Genomic DNA, 19,735 nt, shown 5'->3' on the forward strand with positions numbered 1-19,735 from the left:
CACGTCGCCCCGGGCGCTCCCGTTCAGTCGGTGCGCGACCGGAGCCGGGCTCTGGGCCTGGCCGTCCGCGTGGCGGGCCGGCGGTAGGGGCGCGGCGCGGGCCACGGCGACGGCCGCGCGCCCGCCGGTCTCCTGGCCGTGACGGCGGGCGCGTCCAGGACCGCCGGCGCGCCGGAGGCGGGCGACGCGCCCGAGACGGCCGGCGTGCCGGAGGTGACCGCCATGAGGATGCCGAGCGCGGCCAGGCAGGCCACGACCGACGACCCTCCGTAGGACACCAGCGGCAGCGGAACGCCGACGACCGGCGCCAGCCCGAGCACCATCGCGACGTTCACCCCCGTCTGGACGGCCAGCCAGCACACGATCCCCCCGGCCACCAGCCGGTCGTACGGCGTGGCCGCCTGCGCGGCCAGGCGCAGCCCCCGCCACAGGACGGCCCACAGCAGCACCAGGACCAGCGCCGCCCCGGCGAAGCCGAGCTCCTCTCCGGCGACGGTGAAGATGAAGTCGGTGTGCTGCTCGGGCACGAAGCGCCCGCCGGTCTGGTCGCCGTGGAAGAGGCCGCGCCCGAGCAGCCCGCCGGAGCCGACGGTCTCCAGCGCCTGGATGACGTTGTAGCCGGCGCCCTGCGGGTCGGCCCCCGGGTCGGCGAAGACCAGCAGCCGCCGCACCTGGTGAGGTTTGAGCAGGTCGAGCCACCAGGCCAGCGCCGCGGCGGTGACCGCGCCGAGCACGAGCAGGGCGATCCAGCGCCACCGGAACCCGGCGATGACGAGCATGCCCAGCGCGGTCGCGGCCATGATCAGCGCGGTGCCGAGGTCGGGCTGGAGCATGACGAGCCCGAGCGGGATCGCGGTCACGCCGAGCGCCGCGGGCAGCCGCAGGTCACGTGCGCGCCGGTCCGCCTCCGGCGGCAGGGCGAGCAGCGCCGCCAGCGCCAGGACCAGCGCCGGCTTGGCCGCCTCGGAGGGCTGGAACTGGAGGGCGCCGAGGCCCAGCCACGAGCGCGATCCGTTGACCGTGACGCCGAGCGGGCTGAGCACGGCGGCCAGGGCGAGGCAGGAGGCGAGGAAGACCGGCCAGGTCCAGGCCCGCAGGGTCCACGGGCCGGCGCCCGCCAGGGCCGCCATCAGCGCCAGCCCGAAGCAGCCGTAGCCGATCTGGCGCACGAGATGGCCGTGAGGGTCGGCGGGGAACGCCGCGCGGGTCGAGGACCACACCAGCAGCACCCCGATCGCGCACAGGGCCACCGCGGGCAGGCAGATCCGCCAGTCGAGGGCGCGCAACCACTTCATTCCCGGTCCAATCGGTAGATGCCCGACCAGATCTCCCGGGCGGCCGGGGCGGCGGTCTCTCCGCCGTTGCCGCCCTGGGAGACCATGACGACGACCGCGTAGCGGCGGTCGAAGGAGGCGAACCACGAGGTGTCCTGCCTGCCGAACACCTCGGCGGTGCCGGTCTTGCCGGCGATCGGCCGCCGGTCCAGCGGGAATCCGGCGAACGCGGCGGCCGCCGTCCCCGACCTCGGCACGCCCGCCAGCGCATCGCGCAGGTAGGCGAGCGTGGCGCGGTCGAGGGGCAGGCGGCCCTCGACCGGCGGGACGATCTCGCGCAGCACCCGGCCGTCGCCGGCCACGACCTGCTTCCCGACCCGGGGACTGAACAGGGTGCCGCCGTTGGCCAGGGCGGCGTAGGCGCGGGCGAGCTGGAGCGGGGTGACCAGCACCTGGCCCTGCCCGATGGAGAAGTTGGCGGCGTCGCCAGGACGGCTCCAAACGGCCTCCCCCAGCTGTCCCGCTGCCTCGCCCGGCAGGTCGATCCCGGTTTCCCTGCCGAACCCGAACGCGCGGGCCATGCGCCGCATCGGGTGCTCGCCCCGGCTCCCGCGCCACATCTCGTCGGCGAAGCGGTAGTAGATCGTGTCGCACGACACCACGAGCGCCCGGTGCAGGTCGATCCGGCCGTGGTCGACGCCCTGGTAGTTGCGGAAGTCCCGGTCGCCGACCCGGTAGGAGCCGGGGCAGTCGTAGGTCCCCCGCAGCGGGCGGCCCGCCTTGACGGCCGCCGCCGTGGAGACGACCTTCCAGGTGGACGCCGGCGCCCACTGCCCCTGTACGGCCCGCGACAGCAGCGGGCTGCCGCGATCTTCGGCGGTCAGCCGCGTGTAGTCGCGGGGCTCGATGCCGCCCACCCAGACCGCCGGATCGTAGCCGGGCAGGCTCGCCAGCGCGACGACGCGCCCGGTACGGGCCTCCAGCACCACCGCCGCCGCGGAGTCGGCCACCCGCCCCCGCTTCCTCGCGCCCTCGACCGCGCGGCGCAACGCCCGCTCGGTCACGCCCTGCACCCGCGCGTCGATGCTGGTCACGAGCGTCGCCCCGGGGACGGCCGGCCGCTCGCGCAGCGTCCGCACGACCCGGCCCGCGCTGTCGACGACGATCTCGCGGCGGCCCGGCGTACCGCGCAGCTCCGCGTCGTAGACGGCCTCCAGTCCGTCCTTGCCGGCCGGGGCGGAGGCGGCGGGCGAGCGGTCGCCGGCCCCCACGTAGCCGAGGACGTGCGCGGCCAGCGTGCCGTTCGGGTAGTCCCTGGCCGGCAGCGGCTCGGCGACGACCCCGGGGAACTCGTCGGCCCGCTCGGCGATCCGCAGCGCCAGCTTCTCGCTCACGCTCCCGGTCACCGGGACCGGCTCGTACGGGGAGCCTCCCCAGCAGCCCTTGACCGGGCTGTCGCCGCAGAGCCTGAGCCTGGCGGCCAGCTCCTCGCGCGGCACGCCGAGCAGGCGGGCCAGCCGCCGCAGCACCTCGCGGCCGTCGTCGGGCAGGCCGTCCAGGACGGTTCTGTCCACCGACACCCGCAGGGCGGTGCGGTTGCGCACGAGCGGCCGGCCCCGGTCATCGACGATGCGTCCACGCACCGCCGGGACGACCACGTGGCGCTCGTGATCCGCCGCCGCGGCGCGGGCGTAGCGGTGGCCGTCGACGACCTGCACCTGCCACAACCGGCCGAGCAGGACGCAGAACAGAGAGGTCACGAGCAGGTGCACCAAGACGAGCCGGGAGCGCATGGGTCGATCTCCGTGACGCGGCGGCCGCGCGCCACCAGGTGACGGCGAGCCAGGCGAGCAGGGCGGACAGCAGGGTGTACGGGAGGGCGAACGGCAGCTCGGCCGCCTCGGGCCAGGCCCTCGGGTCGCGCAGCAGCACGTTCAGGCCGGCGGTGGCGAGCGAGCCGCCCGCCACGCCCAGGCAGAGCACGGCCGGTACGGGCAGCCGCCCGGTCCGGCCGCAGGCGTGACCGACCAGGCACAGCACGAGCGCCGACCGGCCGGCCACGCCGTCGGCGGGCGGCACCAGATCGGCCACCAGCCCGGCGCCGAACCCGGCGAGCAGGCCGGGCAGCCGCCCGCGGGCCACGGCCACCACCACGACGGCGGCCAGGACCAGGTCGGGCACGGCCTGCCCGGGCAGCGGCAGCCGCTGCACCACGCTCACCTGCACCAGCGGCGCGGCGACGACGGCGACGGCAACGGCGAGGACGGCGGCGGGGCTAGTCCGCACGGCCGCCTCCGGTCACCACGCCCACCACGTCGAGCGCGGTGAACCTGACCGACGGCCGCACCTCGGCCGTCGTGACGAGCGGGTCGGTGCGGGGGCCCACGCGCAGGACCGTGCCGACGGGGACGCCCGCCAGGTACGGCCCGGACCCGGCCGAGCCGAGCGTCTCGACCCGCTGTCCCGGCCGCAGCGTGGCGTCCGCCGCGAGCAGCTTCAACCGGAGCGGGCCGTTCCTGCCCGCCTGGCCGGTGACGATCCCGGCCTCCCGCGAGCCGGCGACCCGCACGCCCACGCTGGTGGTGGGGTCGACGGCCAGCCGTACGGTGGACGCCGCGTGCCCGGCCCGCAGCACCCGGCCGACCAGGCCGTCGGCGTTGAGGACCATCTGACCCGCCCGGACGCCGTCCCTGGTGCCCACGTCGACGGTGACGTTGTCGCCGTGCGTGCCGTACGCGATGACCTGCCCGGTGGCGAGCCGCAACCCGGGCCAGGCGTTCCGCACCGCGCCGGCCGCGATCCTCCTGTCGCCGAGCGCGCGCTCCGACCACTGCCGCGCGGTCAGGCGCAGGCTCGCCGCCCCCTCGGCGGCCGATCCTGACGGGGTGAGCAGCCGTTCGGCCGGTCCGGCCACGGACGCGGCCCATTCGCGCAGCGCCCCCGCCCCGCCGCGGACGTCAAGCGTCATCAGCCCCGACCCGGCGGCCAGCAGCAGGGCCAGGACGACGCGCGTACGACGGACGGCTCGCATGCTTCCTCCCTAGTGCCGGGGCTCGGGGATCAGGACGCTCTGGAGGCGGTCGAAGTCCTCCACGCACCGGCCCGAGCCCAGCGCGACCGAGTGGAGGGGGTTGTCGGCCACCCGGACGGGCATGCCGGTGGCCTCGGCCAGCCGCCGCGTCAGGCCGCGCAGCAGGGCGCCGCCCCCGGTCAGCACGATGCCGTTCGTCACCAGGTCGCCGGCGAGCTCGGGCGGGCACTCGTCCAGCGTGGCCTGGACAGCATCGATGATCATGTGCACCGGCTCGTCGATCGCCTCGTAGATCTCCTTGCCGGTGACCTCGATCGACTTGGGCAGCCCGGTGACCAGGTCGCGGCCCCTGACGGTGAACCGGCTCTCCGCCTCGGGCAGGCAGGCCGACCCGATCGCGGTCTTGACCTCCTCGGCCGTGCGGGCGCCGAGCAGCAGCGCGTGGACCTTCTTGACATGCGCGCTGATCGCCTCGTCGAGCTCGTCGCCGCCGACGCGCAGCGAGCGCGCGGTGACGATGCCGCCCAGCGAGATCACGGCGACCTCGGTGGTGCCGCCGCCGATGTCGACGACCATGCTGCCGCTGGCCTCGTGCACCGGAAGCCCCGCGCCGATGGCCGCGGCCATCGGCTCCTCGATGATGTAGACGCTCCTGGCGCCCGCCTGGTAGCCGGCCTCCTTGACGGCGCGCTGCTCGACGCCGGTGACGCCGCTGGGCACGGCGACGACCAGGCGGGGCTGGGTGAGGTAGCGGCGGCGGTGCACCTTCTTGATGAAGTAGCGGAGCATCTGCTCGGTCACTTCGAGCTCGGTGATGACCCCGTCGGCGAGCGGGCGGATGGCGATGATGTGGCCGGGCGTGCGGCCGATCATCCGTTTCGCCTCGCTGCCCACCGCGGCGATCTTCCCGGTTCTGGTGTTCAGCGCCACCACCGACGGCTCGTCGAGGACGATGCCCCGGTCGCGGACGTAGACGAGCGTGTTGGCCGTGCCCAGGTCGACTGCCATGTCACGACCGAGGAGACCGAGAAATGACGGCATGAGGAACCTGCCCCCGGAAGTTGTGTGCCTCTGCGGACGAAGAGAAGTCCCGAGCTCGCGGAGCTTGCGGAACCTGCGGAGCTTGCGGAGCCCGCGGAGCTTGCGGAACCCGCGGAGCTTGCGGAACCCGCGGAGCTTGCGGAACCCGCGGAGCTTGCGGAGCTTGCGGAGCTCGCGGAGCTTGCGGGGCCCGGGACGGCGCCGTGCGCCGGGCGTCCCCCGACGGCCGTCTCAGCCGGGCGCGTCAGGAGGACGCATCAGACGAGTGCGTCAGCGAGCGGCGGGTCTGCACCCGCGCCGAGCGCCATGCGGACGCCGGCCCGGCCGGCGGGCCCCTTTCCCGTCCATGAGACCACCCCCTCCTCGGCTGAGCGCCTGCCTTGTCTCCTTCGCGTTCACGGCGACCACGGCTGTCGAGCCGGGCGACTGCTTAGCACTCTTCAGGTGAGAGTGCTAAGCCTTATTTAACAGGCCGATCCGCATTCGGCAACCCGACCCGCGAAGCGCCCCCATGCCTGCCCTCGGCCGCCAACTTGCAATTTGATTTTCACGTTAGCTATAAGCATATGTAGAGGCCGGGAAGATCCCGAGAGATGGGAGCCGGACGGAAGGTGATCGGCATGCGCTACTACGACCGCGACGGCCGCCGCATCGAGCGGGAGGAATGGGAGCGGCTCCGCCTCAGGCCGGACTACTGCCACATCGCCTTCACCGAGCTCGGCGACGACGACGCCAGGCGCATCGTCATCACCACCTGGCTCGGCCTGGTCGTCGACCCCTACCAGGAGCCGCCGCTGATCTTCCGGACGATCGCCGGGGACTACCGGGGCGACACGCTGATCGCCGGGCACCACTGGGACTGGCCCACCGAAGAGGCCGCCCGGCTCGGCCACGCCCGGGCCACTGCCAGGCCGGCGGCCCTGCCGCCCCCGCCCGATCGCGGCAAGGCCGGCCGTGGCGACCCATCACTGCCCCACTCCCTGCGGCCGGCGCCCAGGCCGGGACCCCCGAGGGGACACAGGACGGCGCCGCAGCGACGCCGGGTCATCCAGCCCAGGACGGCCACGCGCGACTCCGTCCCGCCTCCGGTTCCCGGCGCCGGCCCGCCGCCCCCACCGGCCCGCCGGCCGTCCCTCCCGAGGAAGACGGCGGGCAGGCGCGGAACCCGCGACGACACGGGCACGGGCCGACGCCGCACCGGCTCCTGACGCTGCTCGCCGACGTACCGGCGCCAGGCTGCGGCCCTCCCGGCAGCGTGGCGAGCGCCTTGACCGCCGCGGACCGGACCTCCGCCGGGCCGGCAGCGTGCCTTTCACAGGGTGGTCAACGGTCAACCGTCCTGCGCCGCAACCCGGAACCGTCTTCCGCGCCTCCACGGCGCCGCCGGAAGGCCTGAGACGCTCGGGTCGAGTGCGCGCGTCATCCAGATCGAGTCGCCGTGCTCGGCGTCCTCGGTGACGCGGCCACTGGGGTGGAACCCGAGCTTCTCAAGGACGCGGAACGAGGGCGCGTTCCACTCCCGCACGGTCGCCCAGAGCCGTCGCCGCCCCGTCCGGACCGCGACTTCCAGGACCGCACGGGCGGCTTCCGTCGCGTACCCATGACCGTGCGCCCGCCGCGCCAGCTCGTACGCGATCTCGGGTTCGTCGAAGGACGCCTGGCCGACGATCAGCCCGCAGTACCCGATGAACTCCCCGGTGTCCCGCAGCTCGACCGGGAACAGCCCTAGCCCGGGCTCCGCTCCCCGCGGATCGTCCACGATCCGGCCGCGGAGGTCCTCGACCGTCGGCCGCCCCTCGTCGTCGACCCGCCGCGCCGGCGGCACCCGGGGATCCCGCTCCAGCCACAACCCGTGGTAGCCCTCGGCATCCGACGGCGCCCAGGCCCGCAACCGCAACCGCTCGGTCACCAGCTCAGCCGGCAGATCCCCATAAGTCCCCACCCGCCCAACCTAAACCAGCACCACGCAGCCAGAACGTCGGGGCCAGTCGTCGTGATGGCTCCTCAAAACCTGCGAGAGCGGCCCCGAATCCGCCACGCTTCGGGATGATCGCGCTGGTACGAGAAAGGACAACCGATGAGCCCAGGACGCGACTGGCGTGAGGTCAAGGCGGAAGCGCACCGGCTGTACCCCGAGCTGGCCGACCCCCAGCGGCAGGCCGCCGCCGATGCGCACCTGGATGCCTACGTCGCCAGCCACCAGCGCGAGTCCGCAGAGAAGGCGCACCCCGCGCTTGGGACCTCACAAGCACCTGATTCCGCGGCACGGGCGAACGCCAAAGGGACCGCCCCGCGTGACGCATCGGCGGCCTGGGGTTGGGGGGGCCGTACCCCCCAATGTGAACGGCTGAGGCCAGGGGCGCGAAGCGCCTCGCCGACGAAGGCCCTGCCTTTGGGCGCCTACTTCAGAAGCTGCCGAGCCATGACCATGCGCTGGATCTGGTTCGTCCCCTCGTAGATCTGGGTGATCTTGGCGTCGCGCATCATGCGTTCCACCGGGAAGTCCTTCGTGTACCCGTACCCGCCCAGCATCTGCACCGCGTCGGTGGTGATCTCCATGGCGGCGTCCGAGGCCGCGCACTTGGCGGCGCTGGACAGGAACGTGAGGTCCTTCTGCGGCTTGCCGTGCATGGCGAGCTCGGACTTGGCCGCCGCGTGGTAGGTGAGCTGCCGGGCGGCCTCCAGCTTCATCGCCATGTCGGCCAGCATGAACTGCAGCCCCTGGAAGTCCGCCACGGGCCGGCCGAACTGCTTGCGCTCCTTGACGTACCCCACGGCGTAGTCGAGGGCTCCCTGGGCGATGCCGAGCGCCTGGGCGGCGATGGTGACGCGCGTGTGGTCGAGGGTGGCCAGTGCGGTCTTGAAGCCGGTCCCGGGCTCGTCGATCATGCGGGATTCGGGGATGCGGACGTTCTCGAGGATGACCTGGCGGGTGGGTGACGCCTTGATGCCGAGCTTGCGCTCCTTCGGACCGAAGGAGACGCCTTCGTCGGACTTCTCCACGACGAAGGCGGAGATTCCGCGCGCCCCGGCGGACGGGTCGGTCACGGCCATGACGGTGTAGTACTCGGACACGCCGGCATTGGTGATCCACATCTTGGTGCCGTTGAGGACGTAGTGGTCACCGTCCTTGACGGCGCGGGTCTTCATGGCGGCGGCGTCGGATCCGGCTTCCGGCTCGGAGAGCGCGTACGAGAACATCGCCTCGCCGGTGGCGACGGGGCGGAGGTAGGCGGACTTCAGTTCCTCCGACGCCGACAGCAGCAGCGGGACGGTGCCGAGCTTGTTGACGGCGGGGATCAGCGAGGAGGAGGCGCACGCGCGGGCGACCTCCTCGATGACGATGACCGCGGCGAGGGCGTCGGCCCCGGCTCCGCCGTAGGACTCAGGTACGTGGACGGCGTGCAGGTCGGCGGCGACCAGGGCTTTGTAGACGTCCCAGGGGAACTCCTCGTTCTCGTCCGCCTCGGCGGCACGCGGGGCGATCTTCTCGTCGGCGAGGGCCCTGACCGTGTCCCTGAGCATGTCGTGCTCTTCGGCGGGCGCGTACAGAGGAAAGTCCATACAGAGATACTAGGACGTCCGAGCATCTTGTTACCAGTCGGTACGGTTTGCGGGGTATGCCCAGGTGGCACGAAGGGGGTAGCCAAGAGCCGGTAGCATGCCACGGCGATCGAAAGGAGTTCACTCGTGCCATATCGCCTCACGGTGATCGGGACCGGTTACCTGGGCATCACCCATGCGGCCTGCATGGCTGATCTCGGATACGACGTCCTCGGCCTCGACATCGACGCCGACAAGATCCGCCGTCTCAACAACGGTGAGCTCCCGATCCACGAGCCCGGCCTGGAGCCGGTGCTGCGCCGGGGGCTCGAATCCGGCCGGCTTCGGTTCACCACCTCCTACGAGGAGGTGGGCGCTTTCGGCGACGTGCACTTCGTGTGCGTCGGCACCCCGCAGAAACGCGGCGAGTACGCCGCCGACGTGTCCTACACGGACGCCGCGATCGAGTCGCTGGCCCCCTACCTCGACCGTGAGTGCCTGGTGGTCGGCAAGTCGACCGTGCCGGTGGGCACCGCGGGACGGCTGGCCGACAAGCTCGCCCTGCTGGCCCCGGCCGGGACCCAGGCCGAGCTGGCCTGGAACCCCGAGTTCCTGCGCGAGGGCTTCGCGGTCCAGGACACGCTCCACCCCGACCGGATCGTGATCGGCGTACGCAGCGAGCGGGCCGAGAAGATGCTGCGCGAGGTGTACGAGCCGCTGGGCGAGGTGCCGATGGTCGTCACCGACTTCCCCACGGCCGAGCTCGTCAAGACGGCGGCCAACTCCTTCCTGGCCACCAAGATCTCCTTCATCAACGCGATGGCCGAGGTGTGCGAGGCCGCCCACGCCGACGTGCAGCAGCTCTCGCTGGCCCTGTCGTACGACGACCGCATCGGCGGGCGCTACCTCAACCCGGGGCTCGGCTTCGGCGGCGGCTGCCTGCCCAAGGACATCAGGGCGTTCATGGCGCGGGCCGGCGAGCTGGGCGCGGACCAGGCGCTGACGTTCCTGCGCGAGGTCGACGCGATCAACATGCGCCGCCGGGCTCGGATGGTGGACCTGGCCAGGGAGCTGGCCGGCGGCTCGTTCCGGGGCTGCACGGTGGGTGTGCTCGGCGCGGCCTTCAAGCCGAACTCCGACGACATCCGCGACTCACCGGCGCTGGACGTCGCCGTGACGATCGGGCACCAGGGCGGCCAGGTCACGGTCTACGACCCGATCGCGCTGGACAACGCGCGCAAGGCGCACCCGGAGCTCAACTACGGCGCGTCGGCGGTGGAGGCGGTGCGCGGGGCGCACGTCGTGCTGTTGCTGACCGAGTGGGACGAGTTCGTGGCCCTCGACCCGGAGGAGCTCGGCTCGGTCGTGGCCACGCGCAGGATCGTCGACGGGCGCAACGCGCTCAACGCCGAGGCGTGGCGCTCGGCGGGCTGGCACTACCGGGCTCTCGGCCGCCCCTGAGACCTCCGGCGCGCCACTCACGCAGCGCGCCGGACACGTGGTGTGACGCGGCCCTACGAGAGCGGCCGCGTCTCTGCGAGCGACGCCGCCTCGGCGCGCAGCCGCGCGCCCTTGGCGTGCGCCTGCTCCTTCAGCGTCTCCTGGAAGGTCACCATCCGCTCCCGCAGCCCCGCGTCGGAGGCGGCCAGGATGCGTACGGCCAGCAGCCCGGCGTTGCGGGCGCCGCCGACCGCCACGGTGGCGACGGGCACCCCGGCGGGCATCTGCACGATGGACAGCAGCGAGTCCATCCCGTCGAGGTACTTCAGCGGCACCGGCACCCCGATGACGGGCAGCGGCGTCACGGAGGCGAGCATGCCGGGCAGGTGGGCGGCCCCGCCGGCCCCGGCGATGATCACCTGGATGCCGCGGGACGCCGCCTGCGTGCCGTAGTCGATCATCTCCGCGGGCATCCGGTGGGCCGACACGACGTCGGCCTCGAACGGCACCCCGAACTCGGCGACGGCCTCCGCGGCCAGCTTCATCACCGGCCAGTCGGAGTCGCTTCCCATGACGATGCCGATCATGCGTACTCCCCGGTGGTGAGGTGGACGGCGGCGTGGCGGGCGCGGGCGCGGCAGGAGTCGAGGTCGTCGCCCGTGACCGTGACGTGCCCGATCTTGCGCCCGGGACGCACTTCCTTGCCGTAGAAGTGCACCTTCACGCCGGGGTCGTGCGCCATGACGTGCTCGTACCGCTTGAACAGGTCGGGGTCGTCGCCGCCGAGCAGGTTGGCCATCACGACCACGGGCGCGGTCATCGACGGCGAGCCGAGCGGCAGGTCCAGCACCGCCCGCAGGTGCTGCTCGAACTGCGACGTGCGGGCGCCCTCGATGGTCCAGTGGCCGCTGTTGTGCGGCCGCATGGCCAGCTCGTTGACGACCAGCCCGCCGGCCGTCTGGAACATCTCGACGGCCAGCAGCCCGGTCACGCCGAGCTCGTGGGCGATGTTGAGCGCGACCCGCTGCGCCTGGGCGGCCTCCTCCGGGTCGAGCCCGGGGGCGGGAGCGAGCACCTCGACGCAGATGCCGTCCTGCTGCACGGTCTCGACGACCGGGTAGCTGACGCCCTGCCCGTGCGGGGAGCGGGCGACGAGCACGGCCAGCTCCCGCTCGAACGGGACGAACGCCTCGGCCATCAGCGGCACCCCGGCCGCGAACGCCTCGGTCACGTCGGCCTCGGTGCGGCACACCCACACGCCGCGCCCGTCGTAGCCGCCCCGGATCGCCTTGAGCACGAACGGCCAGCCGTGCTCCTGGGCGAACGCGACGGCCTCGGCGGCGTCGGACACGCGGGCCCACGCCGGGCAGGGCGCGCCGACGGCGGTCAGCCGCTCGCGCATGACGGCCTTGTCCTGGGCGTGGACGAGCGCGTCGGCGCCGGGGTGGACCTGGAGGCCGCCGGCGGCCAGCGCCCGGATGTGCTCGGTGGGCACGTGCTCGTGGTCGAACGTGATCGCGTCGCAGCCCTTGCCGAACTCCCGCAGGTCGGCCAGGTCACGGTAGTCGCCGATGCGGGTGTCGACGATGACCCGGGCGGCGCTCTCGCCGGGGGCGTTGGCCAGCACCCGGAGCTCCACCCCGAGCGCGATGGCGGCCTGCTGGGTCATCCTGGCGAGCTGTCCCGCGCCGACGATGCCGACCACGGGGCCGATGGGACTGTATGCGTTCACGTGACTTGAGCATACCTACCCCGAAGGGGCAGGTAGTCGCAGTCGTAGCCGAAGTAGCGGGGGCCCGCGAGCTCCAGCCCGGCGGGCGAGGCCCAGCGCGGGTCGCACGGCGCGGCGATGACCGTGACGCGCAACCCGTAGCGCATGGCCTCGGTCGTGACGGGCTCGCCGGAGTCGGTGTCGAGGACGCAGATCAGGTCCGGGGTGGTCGCCACGATCTCGCCGTCGCGGCGGGCGAGCAGGTGCTCGTTCTGGAAGCTGAGCTCCAGCGTGCCCGTGCCCTCCAGGCGGGCGTTGCCCCGGGCGAAGCCGCCGGTGGTGCGGCGTTCGACGTCGACGACCTTGCCGGTGAACAGCTTGACGCCGCCGAGCACGTCCAGGGCGGCGCGCACCGGGTCGGCGTTGGCGGCGCGGGCCCTTCGCACGGCCTTGCCGAGGTTCTCGGCGAGCGTCAGCGTGGCGGGGACCAGGCCGTCGCGGAGCTGGTCGCCGCGCAGCACGGTGTCGGCGCAGGAGACCTGGCAGCCCATCTGCACGCAGGCGGCCCGGGTGATGCGTTCGGCCCACTGGTTGGACACGGTGTCGACGACGAGCGTGTTGCCCTTGTCGTCGGCGACGGCCATCGGCGTGTTGGGCACGCCCATGAGGGTGGGCAGCACCATCTGGGCCTCGGGGAAGGCCCGGCCCATCGCGTCGCCGTCGACGAGCGGCAGCCCGGCCTGGGCGGCGGCCGCGATGGGGATCATCGAGTTCACGCCGCCGATCTCGATGGGCACGATGTGCGTGGCGGGGCGGCCGAGCACGGCTTCGAGGGCGCGCAGCGCGGTCAGCTCCTCGGTGCCGGCGGGCAGCTTCTCCAGCAGCACGGTCGGTGCGCCCATCCCGGACACGGCGACGACGGTGGCGTCGGCGGGCACCTCGTCGATGTCGTACACGGTCACCGGGCCGTGCCTGCGGATGGCCTCGCGGGCCAGCAGCTTGCCCACGTACGGGTCGCCGCCGCCGCCGGTGCCGAGGATGCCGGCGCCGCGCGCCAGGTCGTCGAGCCGGTCGATCCCGATCTCACGCATCGATCTTCTCCAGGTCCAGGTCGCCGACGGCCTTGATCCTGACCCGGGTGGCGTCACCCGGCAGGTAGGCGAGCGGCAGCTCTTCCACGTCCACGATCCGCACGCTGCCCGCACGCGCCCCGGCGCGCTCCGCCCGCGCGACCGCCTCGTTCTTGGCCTCGGCCAGCACGCTCTCGCGCGGGCCCGAGAACACCCGGTCGACCTCGCCGCCGACCTGGGCGATGGCCGCGCCGACGGCGTTGGCCACCTCGTAGTGGTCGGGGCGGCGCACGTCGGCGAAGCCGGGCAGCTCGCCGACGAGGATGCTGCCGCCGCCCACGAGGACGACGGGCAGCGGGGCGGCGCTGGTGCGCATGCGGTCCACCGCTTCGGCGACGCGCTCGGCGATGCTCTTCAGCGGGCGTTCGTGGTCCACGCCGGTGACGCGGGCGGGGTCGCCGACGACGGCCTGCCCGGCGGCCACGGCCAGGTCGGTCGCGGTCAGCGTGCCGCCGCCGAACACCAGCGCCTCGGCGGTGAGCCGGTAGCCGACGCTGCGCGGGCCCACGCTGCCGTCGGGGGCGACGATCGAGCCGCCGCCGATGCCGATGGACAGCACGTCCGGGATGCGGAAGTTGGTGCGCACCTCGGCGACCAGCGCCTCGCCCGCGGCCTCGCGCGGGAACCCGCCGTTCAGGATGCCGACGTCCGTGGTGGTGCCGCCGATGTCGACGACCGCGCAGTCGGTCAGCCCCGAGAGGTACGCGGCTCCGCGCATGGAGTTCGTCGGCCCGGAGGCGAACGTGGCCACCGGGTAGCGGCGGGCGTGGTCCACGTCCATGAGCGTGCCGTCGTTCTGCGACAGGAACAGCGGCGCCCGGATGCCCGCCACCGCCAGCGCCTCGGCGAACGCCGCGACCGTACGGCCGGCGAGCGGGCGCAGGGCGGCGTTCACGATGGTGGCGTTCTCCCTGGCCAGCAGGCCGACCCTGCCGATCTCGTGGGACAGCGACAGGTGCACTCCGGGGCCCAGCTCGGCGGCCAGGATGTCGGCGGCCTGCCGCTCGGAGTCGGCGCTGACCGGGGAGAACACCGAGGAGATCGCGACCGTGCGCAGGCCGCGGGCCCGGATGTCGGCGGCGACCCGCCGGAGCTCGCCGGGGTCGAGGGCGGAGATGGGCGTGCCGTCGTACTCGTGGCCGCCGTGGCACAGGTAGACGGCGCCCTCGACGGCCTCGCGCAGCCGGTCGGGCCAGTCGACCAGGGGCGGGAGCGCGGCCGTGGCGGGCAGGCCGAGCCGGACGGCGGCGACGGGCTCCAGCCGGGCGGCCTCGACGAGGGCGTTGACGAAGTGGGTGGTGCCGATCATCACGGCCGACGCCTCGGTGGCGCCGAGCCCGGCGATGGCCGCGGCGACGCCGCCGGTGACGTCTTCGGTGGTGGGGGACTTGACGGTGGCGAGCACCTGGCCGCCGTCGCCGATGAGGGCGGCGTCGGTGTTGGTGCCGCCGACGTCGATGCCGATGCGCATGTACGGGACTTTCTAGGCGAGGACGGGCTGTTCACGGCTGGCGCGGACCAGGCCGAGCCGGCCGGCGACGACGTAGGCCAGTCCGGCGAGCAGGAGGGAGTTGAGCGCGGGGATGCCGATCCACTGGTAGTGCTCGCTGAGCCAGCCGAACAGCGCGGCGGCGGCCCAGATGACGAGCGTGGCGGGCACCCAGGCGGGCTCGGTGTCGGGCAGCCGCCCGGCGGCGCGTGAGGCGTCGAGCACCGGCCGCCAGCGGCGCACCGCGAAGTACTCGGCGACCATGATCCCGGCGATCGGCGGCGTGATGACGCCGAGGATCAGCAGGAAGTCGGTGAACCGCTCCAGGATGCCGAGGGCGGCGAGCACGCTGCCGAGGACGCCGACGCCGATCGTGACCGTGACCCGGTTCAGCCGCACGCCGGTCGTGGTCTCGACGGCGTTGAGCAGGCCGAGCGTGGAGGAGTACAGGTTCCAGTTGTTGATCTTGACGGTGGCGGAGATGAGCACGATGACGCCGACCACGCCGGACGACGCCGTGATGATCGCGATCACGTCCGACGTCTTGACCGCGTAGGCCAGCAGCACGCCCGCGAGGCCGAGCACGTACTCGCCGAGCGAGATGCCGACGAGCGTCTGCTTGACCACGTCGCCGGTGTTGCGGTTGAACCTGGTCATGTCGGGCGTGGTGACGGCGCCGACGATGTACGAGCCGGCCACGATGGTGGCGCCGGTGGCGATGCTGATGGGCTCGCCGAACGGCGGGGAGGCCACCAGCGTGCCCAGGTCGTGGCGGGAGATCTCCACCCACATCGCCCACCCGGCCAGCCCGAGGAACGCCGGCACGGTGATGAACGCGGTCATCCCCATGGCCTTGAACCCGCGGATGACCAGCAGCGTCACGCCGATCCCGGCGATCAGCGACCACGCCCACAGCGGCAGCCACGACATGATCGAGTGCAGCCCGGCCGCGAACACCGCGGTCTGCACGCCGAACCAGCCGAACAGGCTCAGCGTGATGACGATCCCGATCAGCGTGGACCCGTAGCGGCCGAAGCCGGTCCACCGGGCCAGCATGGACGTCGACAGGCCCTCGCGCATGCCGGCGATGCCGACGAAGATGCAGACGACCTCCAGGATGACCGACCCGAGGGTGAACGCCCAGAACGCCCCCCAGAACGACAGGCCGGCGCCGAGGGTCGCGCCGAGCAGGAACTGCGTCAGGTCGGAGAGCTGGCCGAACCGCTGCACGGCCACGTTGAACCACGGGTAACGCGCGCTCTGCGGCACCCGCTCAAGGGGATAGTCGGAGTCGGTGGTCACGTGCTCGCCTTTCTCAGGGGGGTTCACAGATGCGAGGGGCGGCCGGCCGCGCGGGCGCGGAGCCTGACGAAGGAGCCGGGCAGGTAGTCGAGCGGGGTCTCGTCCACCTCGACCAGCGCCACGTCGCGCGGGTCGGCCCCGGCGCGCACGGCGGCGGCCCTGGCCTCCTCGGCGACGGCCTCACGAGCGGCGGCGCCGGGCAGCCGGACGATCCGCTCGTACTGGCCGCCGACGGGGCTGACGGCCGCGCCGATGGCGCCGGCGCACAGCCCGTGCGCGGGGTGCAGGCCGCCGGGGACGGCGTGCGCGCCGCCGCCGACCACGACGAGCGGGAGCCGCGCCGGGCCGGGCTGCAGCCGGTCGACGGCCTCGGCCAGCTCGGGGGGGTCGATCGGGCGCGGCACCCGGATCAGGCCGGGGATGCGCAGGCCCACGGGCACGCCGCCGATCCCGGCCCCGCGCACCGCCTCCTCGGGGAAGCCGCCGGCCAGCACGCCGACGCGGACGCGGGCCGCGCCCACGTCGGCGACCACGGCGTCGTGCAGGCCGGCGAGCACGCCCGCGCCGCGCAGCACGCTGGCGGGGCCGCTGCCCAGGCTCAGTCCGGGATGCCTGGCCAGGTGCTCCAGGCTCATCAGCGTGCCGTCGCCGCGCGTCACGAACACCGCCGCGCCGGGGCACAGGCCCGACAGGGTCTCGGCCAGCCCCTCGGCGACGGCCCCGGCGAAGCCCGAGAGGGCGGCGTCCAGCACGGTGGCGTTCTCGCGTTCCAGCAGGCCGATCGAGCCGAGCTCGGCGGAGAGCGAGATCGGCAGGTCGCCGGCCTCGGCCCGGATGATCTCGGCGGCCTCCCGCTCCTGGCGGCCGTCCAGCGGGGAGAACAGGCCGGTGACTGCGACGGCCTCGGCGGCGCCCGCCGCCGAGGCGGCGAAGCGGGCCACGGCGTCGCGGTCCAGCGGGGTCCAGTCCTCGCGGTCCAGGCCGCCGCCTCCGGCGACGGTGGCCGTCCCGGCGCTGACGGCCGCGCGCAGGTCCTCCGGCCAGCCCGACAGGGGACGTACGGCCCGGCCGGACTCGCCGCTGATGCGCAGCACCGCCACCCGGCGCAGGCCGCGCCGCCGGGTCACGGCGGTGGCCGCGCCGCGCAGGCCCACCGCGACCTGGGCGGACTCGTGCGGAGGCAGCGCCCCGAGCGCGGCGCGTACACAGGCCACCGGGTCGTCGGGGACGGAGGCCACCTTGGCGGTGGCGAGCACGCGCCCGGCGTCGTCGAGCAGGGCGGCGTCGGTGTTGGTCGGCCCGACGTCCACCCCGGCCCGCACCATGCCGACCTGCCGCCGCTCGACCCCGGGGCTCATGACGGCCTCCCCTCGCCGGTCAGCCCCGCCAGGCCGAAGGCCGCGGGGCCCGCGAGGCGCAGGCCGGCGGGGGTGTGCCAGATCGGGTCGCAGGGGACGGTGACGACGCTGACGCGCAGGCCGTAGCGGATCTGCTCGACCCGCAGCACCTCCTCGGTGCGGGTGTCGAGCAGCGCGATCACGTCGGGGACCAGGGCCAGCGGCGCGCCGTCCTCGATGACCGCGTGGAACTCGCTGCCCGCCTCGATCCTGGCGAGCCGGCCCAGGTCGCGGCCCAGGCCCTCGATGAGGATGGTCCCGGACGTCTCCGCCACCTTGCCGGTGATGAGCGGCTCGGGGAGGGAGGTCCCGAGCCGCAGCGCGCGGGTGACGGAGCCGACGGCCGTGCAGGCGGCGACCTGGCCGCCGCGCAGGATGTACTCGCTGGTGGCGACCTGGCCGCCGAACGCCTCCAGCGAGGCCCTGACCAGCCGTTCCAGCCAGCGGCCCGTCACGTTCTCGATGACGACGGTGCGCCCGCGCTCGTCGCACACCACGGCGGGCGTGGGCGGGACGCCGTGCAGCTCCATGACCGTCTGGTCCATGCCGGGGAAGGCGCGGCTCATGCCGTCGGCGTCGACCAGCGGCAGCCCGGTGACGGCGGCCCAGGCGACGGCCAGGCAGCCGTTGGCGCCGCCGATCTCGCTGGCCATGACGGCGCCGACGGGCGCGCCGAACAGCTCCTCGACCTTGGCCCGCAGGTGGACGGGCTCGTTGACGCCGCAGATCCGCTCCGACATCACCGCCGACGAGCCGGCCGTGCCGACGGGCATGACGAGCGTGTCCGGGGCCAGGTCGCCGGGCCGCACGACGGCGACGGGGCCGTGGTCCTCCAGCGCCTGCATGGCCGCCGCCCGCGCGATCGCGACGGGGCCGCCGCCGCCCGAGCCGAGCACGGCGCACCCTCTGGCGAACGCGGGCAGCAGCCCGGTTCCGATGTCCACCTGTTCACGGTACGAAATCGCAGGTCAGCAGTGGTGTGCTGGGGGCACCTTTATGGGGCTATCGTGTGCGGGTGGCACACGTACTGGAGGATTTGCAGAGGTTGGCCGGGCCTGTCCCGGCCGGTCCCTTCTCCGGGGTGCGGCTCGTGGAGGACCTGCGCGAGGTGGCCCGCCTGCCCGCCGGGTCGATCGCCGTCCTCACCGCCGCCGCCTCCCGCGAGGCGGGCTCCTACCGCCTCGACGTCGCGCTGCGCGACGCCGCCGCCGCCCGCGCCGCCGCGCTGGTGCTCACCGGGCCGGACGTCGCGGAAGCCGGCCGCAGCGCCGCCACGCTGGCCGAGCGGAGCGGGATCGGGGTGTACGCCGCCGGAGGCGACCTGGCCGCGCTGGTCGTCGGCCTGGAGCGCGCCGTCGCGGGCGACGCCTCCGACGCTCTGGCCAGGACCGTCACCGCCGTACGCGCCATCCTGCGGGCGGGCGGCGCCCCGGAGCGCATCGCCGAGGCGGCGACCGGGGCCCTCGGCGTCCCGCTCCCGGAGGAGGGCGCCGACGCCCCCGGCGGCCACCTGGGCACGGCAGTGGAGGTCGTGGCGCGCTTCGCCGAGCTGGCGGCCGCCGCCGGACCTGCCGACGAGCCGGCGGGCAGGTCGCGGGCGCAACTGCTCACCGAGCTGCTGGTCGCGCCGGAGAAGCAGGCCCAGGAGCTGGCCCCACGCGCCCGCGCGCTGGGGCTGCCGGTCGACGACTGGCACGTGGTGCTGCGCCTCGAACCGATGATGGAGGAGGGCCCGCAACGCTACGCCCTGCTCGACGCGGTGGCGGCCAGGGCCGTGCGGGCGGCCCGCGAGATCGTCGGCCCGGAGTGGAACGGCGCGCTGGCCGGTGACGCGCTGGTCGTCGTCCGCTCGCTCCCCCGCGACCAGGGCCGGGCGGGCCTGCGCGAGGCCGCCCGCGACGCGGCCCGCCTGCTGGAGCGGGTCCGCCCGGCGGGCGCCGAGCTGCGCTGCGGCGTGAGCACCGCGCACCGGGGCCTGCTCGGCCTGCGCACCTCGGCCGCCGAGGCGCGCACGGCGCTCAGGCGCAGCCCGGCCCCGCTCGCCGTGTACGACCTGGCCGGGCTGGACCGCATGCTGGAGGAGTGGTACGCCTCCGACGCCGCCCACCAGGCCGTCAGGGAGCTGCTGCAGCCCATCCTCGACCTCAAGGGCGACCGCCCGGCCCACCTGATCGGCATCCTGCGCGCCTACCTGGACCATCACGGCTCCCCGGCCCGCGCCGCCGAGGAATTGCACATGCACCGAAACGCCGTGAGCCGCAACATCCGCCGCATAGAAGCTCTGCTCCACGCGGACCTGGACGATCCCCAGCAAAGGTTGGCGCTCCAGCTCGCCTGCCGGGCGGCGCGTCCGGCGTTGTGACAACCGGTACGCTGA

General features: G+C 74.0%; 17 protein-coding genes. 3 read left to right on the forward strand and 14 right to left on the reverse strand.

Translation table 11 applies throughout. From position 1 onward, the window contains the following. Positions 1-23: 23 nt before the first annotated feature. The 5 genes from rodA to ACWDXC_RS03275 are packed head-to-tail and all read right to left on the reverse strand — an operon-like array spanning position 24 to position 5,346. Positions 24-1,295, reverse strand: coding sequence for a rod shape-determining protein RodA (gene rodA, locus ACWDXC_RS03255; protein WP_449977499.1), 1,272 nt, complete (start codon positions 1,293-1,295; stop codon positions 24-26). After that, positions 1,292-3,001: a penicillin-binding protein 2 gene (gene mrdA / locus ACWDXC_RS03260; RefSeq protein ID WP_449978166.1), complete on the reverse strand. Its 1,710-nt coding sequence runs from the start codon at positions 2,999-3,001 to the stop codon at positions 1,292-1,294. The genes rodA and mrdA overlap by 4 nt, the downstream gene beginning before the upstream one ends. After that, positions 2,895-3,560 (reverse strand): rod shape-determining protein MreD, encoded by a 666-nt coding sequence (mreD, locus tag ACWDXC_RS03265; RefSeq protein ID WP_449977501.1) that lies wholly within the window; start codon positions 3,558-3,560, stop codon positions 2,895-2,897. Before mreD ends, mrdA begins: the two co-directional genes overlap by 107 nt. Beyond that, positions 3,550-4,305: a rod shape-determining protein MreC gene (gene mreC, locus ACWDXC_RS03270; protein WP_449977504.1), complete on the reverse strand. Its 756-nt coding sequence runs from the start codon at positions 4,303-4,305 to the stop codon at positions 3,550-3,552. The genes mreD and mreC overlap by 11 nt, the downstream gene beginning before the upstream one ends. A 9-nt stretch (positions 4,306-4,314) precedes the next feature. Then, entirely contained in the window at positions 4,315-5,346 is a 1,032-nt protein-coding gene (locus ACWDXC_RS03275; protein ID WP_449977506.1) for a rod shape-determining protein, read from the reverse strand. Between the two features lie 620 nt (positions 5,347-5,966). On the opposite strand from ACWDXC_RS03275, the gene ACWDXC_RS03280 reads away from it, so the two are divergent. Further along, positions 5,967-6,554 carry a hypothetical protein gene (locus ACWDXC_RS03280; protein WP_449977509.1) on the forward strand — a complete coding sequence of 196 codons (588 nt, stop codon included), beginning with the start codon at positions 5,967-5,969 and terminating at the stop codon, positions 6,552-6,554. 122 nt (positions 6,555-6,676) lie between these two features. Here the strand turns inward: ACWDXC_RS03280 and ACWDXC_RS03285 are convergent, their stop codons facing one another. After that, positions 6,677-7,288, reverse strand: a complete 612-nt coding sequence (locus ACWDXC_RS03285) for a GNAT family N-acetyltransferase (RefSeq protein WP_449977512.1) — start codon at positions 7,286-7,288, stop codon at positions 6,677-6,679. Between the two features lie 458 nt (positions 7,289-7,746). After that, positions 7,747-8,910, reverse strand: coding sequence for an acyl-CoA dehydrogenase family protein (locus tag ACWDXC_RS03290; RefSeq protein ID WP_449977514.1), 1,164 nt, complete (start codon positions 8,908-8,910; stop codon positions 7,747-7,749). 126 nt (positions 8,911-9,036) lie between these two features. Here ACWDXC_RS03290 and ACWDXC_RS03295 point away from each other — a divergent pair, with 126 nt between their 5' ends. Next, positions 9,037-10,350, forward strand: a complete 1,314-nt coding sequence (locus ACWDXC_RS03295) for a UDP-glucose dehydrogenase family protein (protein WP_219499744.1) — start codon at positions 9,037-9,039, stop codon at positions 10,348-10,350. 53 nt (positions 10,351-10,403) lie between these two features. On the opposite strand, the gene purE is transcribed toward ACWDXC_RS03295, so the two are convergent. Genes purE through ACWDXC_RS03330 form a run of 7 tightly spaced genes read right to left on the reverse strand, consistent with a single transcriptional unit; the run spans position 10,404 to position 18,302 of the window. Next, complete coding sequence (purE, locus tag ACWDXC_RS03300; RefSeq protein ID WP_219499746.1) at positions 10,404-10,916, reverse strand: 5-(carboxyamino)imidazole ribonucleotide mutase; 513 nt, start codon at positions 10,914-10,916, stop codon at positions 10,404-10,406. Continuing rightward, positions 10,913-12,061: a 5-(carboxyamino)imidazole ribonucleotide synthase gene (locus ACWDXC_RS03305; RefSeq protein WP_449977517.1), complete on the reverse strand. Its 1,149-nt coding sequence runs from the start codon at positions 12,059-12,061 to the stop codon at positions 10,913-10,915. Before ACWDXC_RS03305 ends, purE begins: the two co-directional genes overlap by 4 nt. Further along, the gene (locus ACWDXC_RS03310) at positions 12,058-13,131 is read right to left on the reverse strand and encodes a DUF917 domain-containing protein (RefSeq protein WP_219499750.1); all 1,074 of its coding nucleotides are present in this window, start codon (positions 13,129-13,131) and stop codon (positions 12,058-12,060) included. Before ACWDXC_RS03310 ends, ACWDXC_RS03305 begins: the two co-directional genes overlap by 4 nt. After that, the gene (locus tag ACWDXC_RS03315; RefSeq protein ID WP_364173155.1) at positions 13,124-14,641 is read right to left on the reverse strand and encodes a hydantoinase/oxoprolinase N-terminal domain-containing protein; all 1,518 of its coding nucleotides are present in this window, start codon (positions 14,639-14,641) and stop codon (positions 13,124-13,126) included. Before ACWDXC_RS03315 ends, ACWDXC_RS03310 begins: the two co-directional genes overlap by 8 nt. 12 nt (positions 14,642-14,653) lie before the next feature. Beyond that, positions 14,654-15,961 carry a purine-cytosine permease family protein gene (locus tag ACWDXC_RS03320; protein WP_449977521.1) on the reverse strand — a complete coding sequence of 436 codons (1,308 nt, stop codon included), beginning with the start codon at positions 15,959-15,961 and terminating at the stop codon, positions 14,654-14,656. 23 nt (positions 15,962-15,984) lie between these two features. After that, complete coding sequence (locus ACWDXC_RS03325; RefSeq protein WP_449977524.1) at positions 15,985-17,319, reverse strand: hydantoinase/oxoprolinase N-terminal domain-containing protein; 1,335 nt, start codon at positions 17,317-17,319, stop codon at positions 15,985-15,987. After that, positions 17,316-18,302 (reverse strand): DUF917 domain-containing protein, encoded by a 987-nt coding sequence (locus tag ACWDXC_RS03330; protein WP_364173161.1) that lies wholly within the window; start codon positions 18,300-18,302, stop codon positions 17,316-17,318. The genes ACWDXC_RS03325 and ACWDXC_RS03330 overlap by 4 nt, the downstream gene beginning before the upstream one ends. Before the next feature lie 71 nt (positions 18,303-18,373). Between ACWDXC_RS03330 and ACWDXC_RS03335 the strand changes: the two genes are divergently transcribed. Further along, positions 18,374-19,720 (forward strand): PucR family transcriptional regulator, encoded by a 1,347-nt coding sequence (locus ACWDXC_RS03335; RefSeq protein ID WP_449977527.1) that lies wholly within the window; start codon positions 18,374-18,376, stop codon positions 19,718-19,720. Positions 19,721-19,735: the final 15 nt, after the last annotated feature.

The organism is Nonomuraea sp. NPDC003214, from assembly GCF_053590035.1.

Excerpts from the sequence above, each read along its gene's own strand:
- rodA (WP_449977499.1), bottom strand. The coding sequence starts at position 1,295 with ATGAAGTGGTTGCGCGCCCTCGACTGGCGGATCTGCCTGCCCGCGGTG.
- mreC (WP_449977504.1), bottom strand. The coding sequence starts at position 4,305 with ATGCGAGCCGTCCGTCGTACGCGCGTCGTCCTGGCCCTGCTGCTGGCC.
- ACWDXC_RS03275 (WP_449977506.1), bottom strand. The coding sequence starts at position 5,346 with ATGCCGTCATTTCTCGGTCTCCTCGGTCGTGACATGGCAGTCGACCTG.
- ACWDXC_RS03280 (WP_449977509.1), top strand. The coding sequence starts at position 5,967 with ATGCGCTACTACGACCGCGACGGCCGCCGCATCGAGCGGGAGGAATGG.
- ACWDXC_RS03290 (WP_449977514.1), bottom strand. The coding sequence starts at position 8,910 with ATGGACTTTCCTCTGTACGCGCCCGCCGAAGAGCACGACATGCTCAGG.
- purE (WP_219499746.1), bottom strand. The coding sequence starts at position 10,916 with ATGATCGGCATCGTCATGGGAAGCGACTCCGACTGGCCGGTGATGAAG.
- ACWDXC_RS03310 (WP_219499750.1), bottom strand. The coding sequence starts at position 13,131 with ATGCGTGAGATCGGGATCGACCGGCTCGACGACCTGGCGCGCGGCGCC.
- ACWDXC_RS03315 (WP_364173155.1), bottom strand. The coding sequence starts at position 14,641 with ATGCGCATCGGCATCGACGTCGGCGGCACCAACACCGACGCCGCCCTC.
- ACWDXC_RS03325 (WP_449977524.1), bottom strand. The coding sequence starts at position 17,319 with ATGAGCCCCGGGGTCGAGCGGCGGCAGGTCGGCATGGTGCGGGCCGGG.